This is a genomic window from Mycobacteriales bacterium (assembly GCA_036497565.1).
In the GTDB taxonomy this organism is placed as follows: Bacteria; Actinomycetota; Actinomycetes; order Mycobacteriales; family QHCD01; genus DASXJE01.
Window position 1 is genome coordinate 1 of record DASXJE010000026.1, and the last position, 12,472, is coordinate 12,472.

Below are 12,472 nucleotides of genomic sequence, written 5' to 3' on the forward strand. Positions count from 1 at the left end.
TGGTGCTGCCCTCCGGCCTACGGACGCGGATCGCCGCCATCGACACCGCCGACGGTACGGTAGGGCAGGCCTTCGCCCCGATGTCGGTCACCCTGCGGCTCGAGGACGACCTCGACATCTCGCGCGGCGACATGATCTGCCGGCCGCACAACGCGCCGGACACAGCGCAGGACATCGAGGCGATGGTCTGCTGGATGACCGAGCAGCCGCTCCGACCGGGTGCGAAGCTCGCGCTCAAACACACCACCCGCACCGCCCGTACCGCCGTCCGGGACCTGCAGTACCGGCTCGACGTCAACACGCTGCACCGCGACGAAGCGGCCTCGGAACTCGGGCTCAACGAGATCGGTCGCGTGTCGTTGCGCATCACGCAGCCGCTCTTCTGCGACGAGTACCGCCGCAACCGGACGACCGGCGGCTTCATCCTGATAGACGAGGCCACCAACAGCACGGTCGGCGCGGGCATCATCGTCGACGTCCGCTGACCACGGCCGATCGTGGCCACCCGGGGGACCCCGCCACCTGAGCAGCTCCCGTCGCGGGCCGACCGCGTGACCCTTTGCGGAGTCGGGTTCGACCCGCTGACCGAGGACCAGGTCGTCGACCTCGTCTGCAGTGCCGGGCGGCGCGGCGTCGGAGGATGGCTCGTCACGCCGAACGTCGACATCCTCCGCAGCGCGGTGGTCGATCCTGACCTCGCTGCTCTGGTCTCGCGGGCGACCGTCGTCGTCGCCGACGGCGTCCCGCTGCTGTGGGCGACCCGGGTGAGCGGCCACCCGCTGCCGGGTCGCGTCGCCGGCGCATCGTTGATCTGGTCGCTGTCGGCGGCTGCCGCCCGCGAGGGCCGGTCGGTCTACCTGCTCGGCGGGGCTCCCGGAGTGGCGGAGCGGGCGGGGGAGATCCTGGCCCGGACTTACCCCGGTCTCGTCGTCGCCGGGCACGACTGCCCGCCGCTCGGATTCGACTCCAGCCCGGAGGGGATCGACAGGGTCCGGCGGGCCGTCGTGGCCGCCGCGCCGGACATCGTGTTCTGCGGACTCGGCTTTCCCAAGCAGGAACGGGTGATCGAGCAACTGCTGCCGGATCTCCCCACCGCCTGGTTCGTCGGGTGCGGTGCGGCCATCACGTTCGTCAGCGGTGAGATCAGGCGCGCACCGCACTGGATGCAGGTCAGTGGCCTGGAGTGGGTGCACCGGTTGCTCTCCGAGCCGCGCCGGCTCTTCCGGCGTTACATCGTCGAGGATCTGCCGTTCGCCGTACGGCTCATGGTGTCGGCGGCGCGAAGCCGGCTCGGCTAATAGCTCCTACACACCACGGCCGTGGCGGTGCAGCGCCCGGAGGATGGTTTCCCCGGACACCAGGTGGGCACTGACCGCGAGGGCGAACACCGCCCGCGGCTCGCGCCAGTTGGCGCGCAACGACCGCCCGGCCCATCGCCGGGCCATCCGACGGTCGTGCAGACACGCATAGGCGAACGCGAGCTGGCCGAAGATCCGGGCCGACCCGACCGGATCCGTCGTCAGGTCCGGGTGCCGGGCGAGCATCCACTGCAGCGAGGCGACCTTGGTCTCCCACCGCCGGGAGAAGTAGGAGTCCGCCCAGAGCACGCGGACCAGCGGGACGTCGGCGACCATGATCGGGTGGCGTTTCGCGGCCCGGAGCAGGAGGTCGTAGTCCTCGTTCTGGCTGCCCGGGATGTCCTCGTCGAGCAGACCGATGCCGTCGACCAGGGAGGCGCGCCTCGCCAGGAACGTCGACGAATGCAGCATCGACATCCGGGACCGGAGCAGATCGCGATAGGTCACCTCACCGGCACCGGCGAGGCGGACACTGTCGTGGTCGCCGAACTGTACGACGATCCCGCAGCTGGCGAACTCGGCGTCCGGATGCCCGTCCAGAGTGGTGATCTGCTCCTCGAGCTTTCCCGGCAGCCAGACGTCGTCGTCGTCGCAGAAGGCGATGTAGTCGGTGCCCAGGTCGAGGATCCCGGTGTTGCGTGCCCCGGACAGCCCCGGAGCCCGGGCGTTCGCCATCACCCGCACCGGGCGGCGGTCGTCGTCCCGCACGATCTCGCGATCGGGTTCGCTGCGGTCGAAGACGACGACCGTCTCGACGACCCCGGGATAGTCCTGCCCGACGATCGCGCGGAGCGACTTGCGCATGAGTTCGGGGCGGTCGTGGGTCGGCAGCACGACACCGACCGCGGGCCACGATCGCCCGGTCATGCGCCGTCGCGTTTCGCCGGGTGCAGGTAGCCGTAGCGCAGCAGTAGCGGCATCGTCACCGCGGAGACGAGCCGGCGCCGACCGGCCGGAAGCATCGTGCGCCAGTCGTCGTCGCGGCGCAGTGAGATCGTTCCGGTCTGGAATCGCATCGGATTTCCCGAGACGGTGTGCGTGGGGTGCAGCGTCGCGTCGGTCCCCGTCAGGAAGTCCAACGAACCGTCACCCGCCGGCACGCCGGCGAAGTCGGCGATCCGGGTGAGGCCCGCGCGGGGCGCGGAGAGCAGTTCCTCGTAGCGCACCAGCAGGGTCGGCGTGCCGAGTCGGCGGAGCAGGTCGAAGGACAGGTTGTGTGCGTCCCAGAGCAGCGCGGCGGACCACGGCGAGTACTGCGTCATGAAGCTCTCGTCGTGCTCCCGATCGGGGCGGAGCACCCGCTTGGTCCAGCTGTAGGCGACGCCTCGGCTGTCGCGGACCATGTGCAGCACGCGCAGGTCGATCGTGTGTGGCTGGCGGAGGCAGAAAGCCAGCGACGAGTTCTTGCTGGAGTCCACGACGACGGGGGAGCCGCTGACCTCCGCGGCAGCCGCGTAAAGGCGCCGGTAGTAGTCCGCGTATTCGCGGCACTGCCGCCCGAGCGCGGAATCGCCTGGAGCGACGGCGAGTTGCGGGATACGACGGGTGCGGTCGATGGCGTGCTGCAGGTGAAGCACTCTGTTGCGGTCGACCTCCGACCATCCGCCGAACGCGACGTCGCCGACACGTGTCCAGAACGCGCACCGGGAGAACGGCTCACCGCAGCCGCACCGTTCGTCGTCGCCGAGTCCGCGCTTCCACAGGTGCACGACCTCGCCGAGTGAACACACGCCGGGAAGCTCGGCCAGCATACGTTCGAGCAGCGTGGTGCCGCTGCGGCCGAGACCGCCGAGGTAGAGGACTGTGGGTCGGGCGGAACGCCCGCCCTTGTCGGTCGGCGTCATCGGGGTGTGATCGGGTAGTGGCGCGGGTTGAAGTACGGGCTCCGTGCCATGTCGCTGAACGCTCCGATGGCCGCAGAATCATCCTGGATGACGTAGGAACGCGGTGGCCCGTGCGCCTTCGGATTTTCGTCGAAATAGCTCACCGCTTTTATGCGCGAGTTCGCTCGGAAGGTGTCGGCAGCCGCCGTCAGCCACTGCGCCCGACGTTGCCCCGACGCGTTGCGTGGTACGCCGTACTCACCGATCATGATCGGCTTCGGGTGATGAGCGGCCCACTTGAGGAACGGTGCCAACAGCGTCGACATCGGGATGAATTCCTTGCCGGGATAGGCATCCACGCAGATCCAGTCGACCTGGTCGTCGCCGGGATAGTACGCAGCGGCGCGGCCCAGCTGGAAGCCGATTGCGGTCGGACACCACACCCAGGCCGCATTGTGGACGCCCACCTGGGCGAAGATCGCCCGGATGTGCTTCCAGGCTGCAATGTAGTTGGCCGGTCCATCGATGCTGTTGCGGAGTCCGGGCCGGTCCATCTCCCATCGCCATTCCATGAAGATCGGCTTGTGCAGGTTCTTGACCGCGTTCGCCCGGGCCCGGATGACGTTGTCCTCCTGGCCGGAGATGATCGCGCGGTCGTCGGTCCCGGCCCAGGACAGCTGGAGGTACTGGCCGGCGCGGGTGAAGGCGAGGTCACTGGACTGGGGGAACGGCTGCGTCCACTTCCGATAGGTGTGGATGAAGTCGAGCGGCCTGCCGAGTGCACGTTCGAACTGTCTGACGGCAGAGACCCGGGTGCTCTGCAGGAGCGGTGTGGCCTTCACCCACGCGCCGACGTATGCGCCGTGCGCCGGTACCGGGGGGCCCGACTGCGGATTCTGTGTCGGTCCGCCCGGCGACCCTGAGCCGCTTGCCGAGGGTGTCGACGCCGTCGATGACGTCGACGAGGAGCATCCGGCGAGAATTCCGGCCAGGACGGCGAGACCTGCGACGGCTGCCACGCCCGCGCGCAGACGCCGGCGAGGACGCGGTGCGGTGGCCGGCGGGCTATTCACTCGAGATCCTCGGTGCCGTCGGTGACTCTGCATCGAGCTGCCCGAGCCGGGCATTGGTCTCATCGGTCAGTTCTCGCACCCGCTCGATCTCCTCTGGCGTCAACCGCTCGCGGTAGGAGCCGAGGGATGCCTTGCTGTCCATCGGCCGGTACGCCGTCCGGGACACACCTCCGCGCAACGTCCATGCGTGCGAGTTCGTGGTGCCGCCCGACCCGGTGGTCGCCGCGACGAGCGCCGATCGGACCCGCTCGTCCCACGGGAGCGCACAGATGTCGTACAGGGCGTGGAATTCCGCGACCGGGTCCGAGGCCAACGACTCGTAGCGGACGAGGTGCAGCGCCGGGTTCGCCGCGCACAGCTGGGCTACCGCGTCGTAGACCGCGCACCACAGCAGGGCGATCTTCGCGACGTGGTCCTGCGACCCGACGAGCGCCCGCATGCGCTCGTCGTACGGTCCGAGCAGATCGCGCATCAGCAGCGGCTGCTCGAGCAGCTCGTGGAAGTACGTCGTCCAGCCGAGCCGGCGCCAGCTCCCGACGATGGCGACGGGATCGCGGACCAGCACGACGGCGGTGGCGCCGAGCCGATCGGCGATCCATGCGGAGGAGAGCACGGCGAAGGGATCGTCGAAGAGGGCGCGTCGGCCGCGGAGGCGACCCGACTCGAATGCGGTCAGGTACTTCACCATCCGGCCGAGGTCATAGGCGGACCGGTTCGTGCGGAGTTCGGCACGCAGCCCGTAGCGCAGCGACGCGGTCCGCCGGAATGCCGGGAGCCAGTCCTCCTCGTTGTCGGCGCAGATGTACTGGAACCGGTGGGTCACCCGGGCGTCGAGCACGCCGGGGGAGTGCCCGGGTGGATGCTGCGGATTGAGTGGCTCGTTGACGTAGACCACGGCGTTGCTCAGTTCGAGCATCTTCCCGACCCAGCTCGTGCCTGTCCGGGGCAGCCCGGTGACCAACAGCGGGCCCGGGCGGTCCTGGGGGGCTCCCATCGGTCAGGCTCCCTTCGTGGCGGCGTGTCGCGGACTGCCGCGGCGGCCCGGCCGCAGCGTGGCGAGGGCGTCGAGCGCGAGCGGTTGGCGCTGTAACCACAACGCACCGAGGAACAGCAAGGTGCCGATGACGGAGGCGACGAGCAGGGGGACGAGCTGGGTACCGCCGAACAGTCGGACCAGACCCGGGACGAGGCCGAAGCAGACTCCGGCGATGAGGATCGCGGTGAAGCTGGCGCGGCTGAACGGGTGAAGTCCGAGGACGAAGGCGATCTGAGACAGCGGCAGGAGGTTGTTGACCAGGATGGCGGCCGACCACCCGATCCCTGCGCCGAGAATGCCGAGGTGCGGGATCAGGAGGATGTCGACGGTGATGTTGACGACCAGCGCCAGCACCGCGTTGCCCAGGTTCCACGTGGTGCGCCCGCCCATGATCAGGACCACATCGACCATTCCGCATGCGGTCGCAATCAGCATGGTCAGCGAGAGCAGGACGACGACTGTGGTGCCGGCCGTGTAGCCGTGTCCGAAGAGGCGGGTCATGTACGGCGCGAACACTGCACACATCAGGTAGAGCGGCCAGGTGACGAGGATCAGCCAACCCGTCGCGATGCGGTACAGGTGGTTGGTGGCGTCCTTCTCGTGGCGGGCTAACCGCTGGCTCAGCCGCGGCTGGACCGACGTCGTGATCGCCTGGGCGCCGAGCTGCCCGACGACGAGGAACCGGGTGGCCGCGGTGTAGATCGCGGCGTCGATCGGGCCCTTGATCGCTGCGACGAGGACGATGTCGAGCCGTTGCAGGGCAAGTTGTACGACGCTGGCCAGGGCACGGGGGGCGGTGAACCGCCAGAACTCGCTGATCTGGCCAGGCTCGATCGTGGTGGGTCCTTCGGCGCGGACGCCGGATCGGCGCAGCAGCTTGCGCAGCCAGAAGGCTGCCAGCACCGCCGCCGGCAGATAGGGCACGACCCAGGCGAACGGCAGGACGAGCTGCGACCCCAGGACGACGGCGATCACCGTGAGGAGCACCTGCGCGACCGGCCGGCCGACCTTCTCGACGGCCACCATCGGGCGCATGGTGCCGATTCCCTGGGTCGCCGACAGCAAAGCGTCGGAGGCCGCTCCCAGCGGCAGGAACACGACCAGGATCCGCAGGAAGGTCGCGAAGTCTCCGGAGTCGCCGTGCACCAGCCACCCCGCCATGTCCGGGGCGAGGAAGATCGCGACGACGGCGGCGAGCACCGACGTCACGAGCACGGGCAGCAGCGCGATCCGCAGAGAGCCGCGGATCCGGCTGGTGGTGCCCAGACTGCGGAAGCGGGAGATGAAGTAGACGAGACCGGTCGTGGTGCCGAGCTCGGCGACCCTGGCGCCCAGCAGGAACACCGAGGTCGCCGTGAAGAAGACGCCTGCGGTGGTCTTGTCGAAGCCTCGGGTGACGAGGACGACGAGGACGAAGTTCGCCACCGACGATGTGCCGGCGCCGACGAGGTTCAGCACCCCACCGCGGGCCACCGCGCCGAGTTCGGACTTGCTGGACGCCGGTCGTGCGGACTCCGCTGGCCGCCGGTCGGGTTCCTGTCTGGTGCTCGTCACCGCCGCCAGCTGGGGGTCGCGCCGAGCCATCCGGCGAGCCGCTCGTCGTACGGAAGGAAGTACTCGTCAAGCCTTGTCCGGAGCGAGTCCGACATCGGGGAGCGCGGCCGGGCGTTGTGCTGCTCGAAGTCCGGTGACCCGAGTTCGGGGAGTCCGAGGTAGGACAACACCTCGCGGTAGGCCGGCTCGGGCTTCTCGAAGAAGTCCTGGCTGTCGACGACGTGGATACGGTCGCGGCCCACTGCGCGTTCGAGGCGCTCGATCTGCTCGACATAGCGACCGCGGGCGACGTAGGACTGATGCTGAAGGCTGTGGCTGTTGTAGGTCGGGTCGGCGATGATGCGCTCGGCCTCGCCGCGCGTCCGCTCCTCCTCGAGCTCCAGCGCACGTTCGAAGGACTTCTCCAGGTCGTAGCCGCGGGCGACCTCGTGGGTGTGTGCCGAGTACGCCCGTTCTACCGGGTCACGGAGCAGAACGATCAGCCGGACCGAGGGTAGGTCCCGGGCAATGCGTTCTGCCGCGAGCGGATGGAACATGTAGTAGGGGCTCGACTCGCCGGTCAACGGGCGGACGCCGAGGGCACGCTGCGTGCGGGTCGCGGTGTACTGCAGCGGGAACTGAGCGCGATACCAACCGGGGCCGTTGGTGTAACCGACGTCGAAGTAGTGAACTCCCTTACGGAGCACGGCTTTGAGCACCGCAGGATGCTGACTCAGGGTCTTGTACATCGAGGTGGTGCCGCTGCGTTGCGCGCCGACGATGAGAAAGTCCGGGAGCATTCGCGCGTTCCGCGTCAGTTGGCCGGTGAGCTCGGACGCCGTGAGAGCGACTCTCTTGACCCTCCGCGGGATCGGCCTGCCGGCGATCTTCATGATGGTGTTCCCCCTGTCATCGTCGCGATCTTCGCGGCGAGTTGTGGCAGCAGCCACTCTTCCGGCGCCCCCAGGCGCGCACCGGCTTCGGCCTGCCCGTCGACGACGTACCGGCCGGCGAGCTCGATGAGATAGAGCATCGCGGTCACGGTCGCCACGTCGTCGGCGAGCCCTATCGGCTTGAGCAATTCCGGTGCGACGGCAAGCAGATCACCGACCGCACCGGCGGGCTCCCGACGCTTGACCACGACGAGATCCTGGAGAGCGTAATGCACCAAATCGTAACCGACCGGGACGCCCGTCGTGAAGCGTTCCCAGTCCCACACCAGGACGGTGTCCCGAAGCACGGACATGTTCCAGGGCGACCAGTCGCCGTGCCATGCACCGAAGGTGAGGGTGGTGCTTCCCGCTCGTGCTGTGAGCTCGCCGATGATCGTGCGTAGTGAGTCTGCGGCACGCCCGTCTCCCGCGTCGGCCAGGCGGGCGGCGAGGTTTCGCCAGTAGTCGCTCGCGGCGAGAGTCTCGGTGGTAGTCCCGGCGACACGGGCAAGTTCGATCGCTGCCGACGTGACTCGCGCCGCAGATGACGAGCCGCGGCGTCGCCGCACCGGAAGGGCCGACAGCACGAGTACCTCGAGCTCACGCCACCGGCCGTCGTGCAGCACCGAGGGGATGGTCATCGAGGGGAGATCCGCCGAGGCAAGAGTTCGCAGGGCGCTGCCCTCGGCCCGGACCAGCCGTCGGGTCAGGTCGTTGACGCCGATCTTGGCGAACCCCATCGTCACACCCTTGTCGCTGACCAACTGCAGCACGGGTTTGCGATTGGCCCGCGGAGGACCGATGTGCAGGCTGAGACGAACGTCCCTGCCGAGGACCTCGCAGAGGTAGGTCTCGATGGTGTCGGCATCCGATCCGTCGTAGACGCGGACCCGGTCTCGCAACACCTTGTCGCCGACGCCGGTCCGGATCGACAGGGACAGTGCCTGCGTCCGCAGCCAGGCCATACGTGACCGCGGTTGGCTGTAACGCCGGACCGCGGCCGCTGCTGCCCGCGGTTTTCCGGCGGGCACGAGCAGCCGGGGCCGGCGGGCATCCGGAACGAGAAGGACCTCGGTCGTCGGCGTGCGGGGGTCGGCGCCGGAACCGGCGACGACGACCGACGCCGGCGGCGGCCACAGCAGTGCGCCGATCTCTCGGAGGTAGGCGGTCCGCGCCGCGCCGTCGGCGCTCGAGGGAACCAAACCCCGGGATGGGACTGCGCGCGTGGACCTCACCGGTGCAACCCCGTCGCTCGTTGGGGGGTGAAAGGTGCTGAATGCCGGCGGGACAGCGCCGGCGAGGTGGTGGATCCGCTCGTACTCTGCATGTCGTTGCGCCACATCAGCGCGACGGACAACATGTAGAGGACCAGCGGCACGATGAGCGCGTTGTAGACCAGCATGTAGACGAAGGACTGCAGCAGGACGAGTACGCCGCCCATGCCGATGGCAGACTTGTCCCGTCGGTAGCGCCACGCCGCGGCGATGAAGAACCACACATAGAGAATCGCGCCGACGTATCCCTGGGAGATCAGCACCAACCAGAACTGCCCGTTGCTCCCGATGGTGCTGTTACCGCACAGCTGGCAGGTCGCGGATTTGCCGACGCTGATGGACTGCGCGCTGCCCAGCGTGTTGCGGGTGCTTCCGTAGCCGAGGATCGGCGAGTGGGTCGCGCCGGTGATCGCTTGGGTGACCGTGTAGCTGCGGATGCTGTTGCTCTGCCCGTGCTGGAACCGGCTGGTCACGACGTCGTGCAGCGGCGATACGACGAAGGCGACAGCTCCTCCCACCAGGACGACGGCGAGGACCCCGACCGCGACCACCTTGCCGCGCGCGGCCAGCCGGACGGCGACGTAAATCGCGCATACGCCCAGCGCAACCCACAGGCCGCGGTTGAGGGAGAAGACGATCGGCACGACCGAGATCGCGACCGCGATGAGACCGATGATGCGCTGGCGGGAGGAGCCCCTGATGACCCAGCCGACGATGATCCACACCAAGAGGATCGACAGACAGTTACCCCAGGTGTTGGTGTAGCCGAACGGTGCGCTGGGTCGGGGCGCCGAGTACCCGAGCACCACCTGGACCTGCGCCGCCGTCGGGTGCACCAGGCTCTTCACGAAGAGGTTGGTCCGCATCGAATGCGGCAGCAACAACTCGAGGGGGGCGGTGAATTGGAATCTCGGCGCCACCAGCCCGAGGAGGCCGCCGCCGACCGTGACCAGGAAGAGATAGCTCAGCAGGCTGGTGAGCCGTCGCTGTGGCATCTCCTTCTCGGTCAGGTTTCCGGCGTACAGCAAGACGATCGTCGCGGTCAGGTATTCGACGATGCGTAGCGACTCGGAAATGATCTGGCTGCTCCCGCTGCGCGTGCCCGGCGGGTTGGCCTTGAGCATGACGAGGCTCGCGAAGACCCACAGCAGGAAGAGCAGCCACACCCCGAAGCCCGGCGGCACCTTGATAGGCCGGCGGCGGAGCAACTCGACCGCCATAGGCAGCGCCAGGATGGGGAAGATGAAGGTGCCCAGCCCCAGCGCCCACCACAGCGGAAAGCCCACGATCAGCGCCGTCAGCGGCCAGCCGGGCCGGAGCGAGAAGAATCGCACCGGGCGGGCTCGGTCGAGTCCGGAAGCCGGATGGGGATTGTGCCGGGGTTCTCCCTGCCGCGCCGGGGCCGTCGTCGTCATCGCCGCGCTACCCGGTCTTCACGGTGCTGCCCGGAGGGACGAGGAGGACCCAGGTAGGGCCAGGAGCGAACTGCAACGGGAAGCCTCCCGCGTCGACGTAGTTGGTCAGCTTCGCAGCGCCGGGCTTCGACCAGGTGCACCCGGCCGTCTGGTCGAGCGACACGACCCGGCAGCTGCCCGTGCCGACGATGACCGGGCTGCGCACCGGCGTTCCGTGGTTCCGGTCGAGGACGGAGCGGTACGGCATCACCTGCACGATGACGTTGGTCGGTGTCGCGCCACCGGTGCCGGTGGACCGCCAGCCGCGCGGCTTCGCGTCGTACCGCCAGGTCAGCGGCGTGCGGCCGGGCATCGTGATCGTGAGGGTGTGCGCGGCACGCACGCCGGAGCCGACGAGCGGGCGGGAGTGCGGGAGAAGAATGACAGGGGCTGCGGAACGCGGCGACGCCAATGCGAGAAGGGCCGATGGCGTCGCGTAGGGCTTCCCCGAGGTCACGGTGTAGGCGGCGGCGTGCGCCGAACGGGGGAGAGCGACGACGGAGGTGCGGGACAGCGGGTGCACGAACCGCTTCGGGCCATCGTTGAACGCGAATAGCGGGTGCATGACGTCGAGCAGTCGGCCGTCCTCGGGCGCGGCCGGGCCGACCGGTCCGACGCGAGCCGGCTGCTGCGATTGGAAGAGAGCCAGGTAGCGGACCGCGTCGCCCGCCGGATAGCCGGCATAAACGATGTCGGCGGCCTGCAGCCCGGTCGGCGCGGGCAGACCGGGGCCGACCGGCACCGCGACCGCGAGGACCGGGCGGGAGGCCGCGGCGGCTCCGGACGCGGCCGCTCCGGTGAGGGGAAAGGTCGTCGCCGATTCGGCCGACTCCGACGATGTGGGGTCCGCCGACGGCGACTCGGACGGGGACGAAACGGCCGTGGATGAGTCGGCCGTGGCTGAGTGGGATCGCGTCGAGCCGCTGGCCACGCCGCTCGCGCGGCAACTGCTCAGGGCGAGTGCGCCGATCGCGAGCATGAGGAGGAGCCCGCACGCGATCGAATGCCGACGGGACATCGGCGGCCTGCTCAGGAGTCCGGCGTCGGGCTGGTGGCGATGGCCGTCGGATCGTTCGCCGGCACGGTTCGCTCTGCCTCCGCGCTGGACAGCGTCTCGTGTCGCTGCCCGCCCGTCCCGTTGTGGCCGACCGCATGCCGCGACAGGGCCTCCTTCGGTGCCGCCGTCCACCGGATGGAGGGTACGACGACGCTGCCGAGAATCTCCGACCCGACACCGTCGAGTTGGTGGACGGCGTCGAGGACCTGGGCGTAGCTGGTCGCCTTCGGCTCGACGGCCAGCACGGTGGCATCGACGAGCGCCGCGAGGGTCTGCGCATCGGCGCTCTTCGACGTCGGGGGTGCCTCGACGATGACGTAGTCGGCGGTCGCGCGGAGCGCACTGAGTAGCGACGACACCTTCTCGTTCTGCACCCCCTCCTCGGCGAGCTCCGGTCGGAGACCGGGACCGACGACGAGGAGGCGGGGGAGCTGGGTCAGGTGGGTGACGACGTCTTCAATGGTGCGGTGGTCGTACAGGATTTCCGCGAGGCCCTCGGCGCCGGCCACATCGAGCACCCTCGTCGTCGACGCCGATGTGGGATCGGCGCAGAGCAGGATCACATTCGACCCGCCACGGGCAAGCGCTGCGGCGAGGTTGGGCGCGACGATCGCCGCTCCGGTGCCCCGGACGACCGGCGCGACGAGCAGTGCACGGTGGGTCCCGCCGAGGGCGGCCTGCACCTGGTTGGCGAGCCGGCGGAATGCCGCCCCGGTGGGTGTCGCCGTGCCGGCCAGGCCCTCCGCCCGCCGGCGCCGGGTGCGAGGGAGCTCGGCGAGGACGGCAAGGTCGAGCCGCCGTTCGAGGTCGGTGGCGCCGGAGACCCGGTGGTCGGACTTCTCCCGGATGACCGCCATGATCAACCCGAGGAGCAGGCCGGCGAGCAGTCCACCGGCAATGGAGTAGGAGGCCTTCGGGCTGGTCGGCGAGCC

The 12,472-nt window shown here is 69.2% G+C and carries 12 protein-coding genes; 2 read left to right on the top strand and 10 right to left on the bottom strand.

Annotated elements, in window-relative coordinates; genetic code table 11:
- Together VGH85_02670 and VGH85_02675 are read left to right on the top strand one after the other, a co-directional pair.
- A partial coding sequence (locus tag VGH85_02670) for an adenylyl-sulfate kinase (protein HEY2172692.1) occupies nt 1-485 on the top strand: 485 nt, incomplete at its 5' end.
- Between the two features lie 12 nt (nt 486-497).
- Nucleotides 498-1,298, top strand: coding sequence for a WecB/TagA/CpsF family glycosyltransferase (locus VGH85_02675; GenBank protein ID HEY2172693.1), 801 nt, complete (start codon nt 498-500; stop codon nt 1,296-1,298).
- A gap of 6 nt (nt 1,299-1,304) precedes the next feature.
- Here the strand turns inward: VGH85_02675 and VGH85_02680 are convergent, their stop codons facing one another.
- The 10 genes from VGH85_02680 to VGH85_02725 all read right to left on the bottom strand — a co-directional run.
- Nucleotides 1,305-2,225: a glycosyltransferase gene (locus VGH85_02680; GenBank protein ID HEY2172694.1), complete on the bottom strand. Its 921-nt coding sequence runs from the start codon at nt 2,223-2,225 to the stop codon at nt 1,305-1,307.
- Nucleotides 2,222-3,202 carry a sulfotransferase gene (locus VGH85_02685; GenBank protein HEY2172695.1) on the bottom strand — a complete coding sequence of 327 codons (981 nt, stop codon included), beginning with the start codon at nt 3,200-3,202 and terminating at the stop codon, nt 2,222-2,224. The genes VGH85_02680 and VGH85_02685 overlap by 4 nt, the downstream gene beginning before the upstream one ends.
- The gene (locus tag VGH85_02690; protein ID HEY2172696.1) at nt 3,199-4,023 is read right to left on the bottom strand and encodes a hypothetical protein; all 825 of its coding nucleotides are present in this window, start codon (nt 4,021-4,023) and stop codon (nt 3,199-3,201) included. The genes VGH85_02685 and VGH85_02690 overlap by 4 nt, the downstream gene beginning before the upstream one ends.
- A gap of 223 nt (nt 4,024-4,246) precedes the next feature.
- Entirely contained in the window at nt 4,247-5,248 is a 1,002-nt protein-coding gene (locus tag VGH85_02695; GenBank protein ID HEY2172697.1) for a sulfotransferase, read from the bottom strand.
- Nucleotides 5,249-5,251: 3 nt separating this feature from the next.
- Complete coding sequence (locus tag VGH85_02700; protein HEY2172698.1) at nt 5,252-6,844, bottom strand: polysaccharide biosynthesis C-terminal domain-containing protein; 1,593 nt, start codon at nt 6,842-6,844, stop codon at nt 5,252-5,254.
- Nucleotides 6,841-7,623: a sulfotransferase gene (locus VGH85_02705; protein ID HEY2172699.1), complete on the bottom strand. Its 783-nt coding sequence runs from the start codon at nt 7,621-7,623 to the stop codon at nt 6,841-6,843. Before VGH85_02705 ends, VGH85_02700 begins: the two co-directional genes overlap by 4 nt.
- Before the next feature lie 89 nt (nt 7,624-7,712).
- Nucleotides 7,713-8,957, bottom strand: a complete 1,245-nt coding sequence (locus tag VGH85_02710; protein ID HEY2172700.1) for a phosphotransferase — start codon at nt 8,955-8,957, stop codon at nt 7,713-7,715.
- A gap of 29 nt (nt 8,958-8,986) precedes the next feature.
- Nucleotides 8,987-10,363, bottom strand: a complete 1,377-nt coding sequence (locus VGH85_02715; GenBank protein HEY2172701.1) for an O-antigen ligase family protein — start codon at nt 10,361-10,363, stop codon at nt 8,987-8,989.
- Nucleotides 10,364-10,451: 88 nt separating this feature from the next.
- Nucleotides 10,452-11,501 carry a DUF3048 C-terminal domain-containing protein gene (locus tag VGH85_02720; GenBank protein ID HEY2172702.1) on the bottom strand — a complete coding sequence of 350 codons (1,050 nt, stop codon included), beginning with the start codon at nt 11,499-11,501 and terminating at the stop codon, nt 10,452-10,454.
- An 11-nt stretch (nt 11,502-11,512) separates the two neighbouring features.
- The coding region (locus VGH85_02725) for a CpsD/CapB family tyrosine-protein kinase (protein HEY2172703.1) at nt 11,513-12,472 on the bottom strand (960 nt) is incomplete at its 5' end.

What these genes read in the sequence shown, in the direction of transcription:
- VGH85_02680 (HEY2172694.1), bottom strand. Translation starts at nt 2,225, where the DNA reads ATGACCGGGCGATCGTGGCCCGCGGTCGGTGTCGTGCTGCCGACCCAC.
- VGH85_02685 (HEY2172695.1), bottom strand. Translation starts at nt 3,202, where the DNA reads ATGACGCCGACCGACAAGGGCGGGCGTTCCGCCCGACCCACAGTCCTC.
- VGH85_02695 (HEY2172697.1), bottom strand. Translation starts at nt 5,248, where the DNA reads ATGGGAGCCCCCCAGGACCGCCCGGGCCCGCTGTTGGTCACCGGGCTG.
- VGH85_02705 (HEY2172699.1), bottom strand. Translation starts at nt 7,623, where the DNA reads ATGCTCCCGGACTTTCTCATCGTCGGCGCGCAACGCAGCGGCACCACC.
- VGH85_02720 (HEY2172702.1), bottom strand. Translation starts at nt 11,501, where the DNA reads ATGTCCCGTCGGCATTCGATCGCGTGCGGGCTCCTCCTCATGCTCGCG.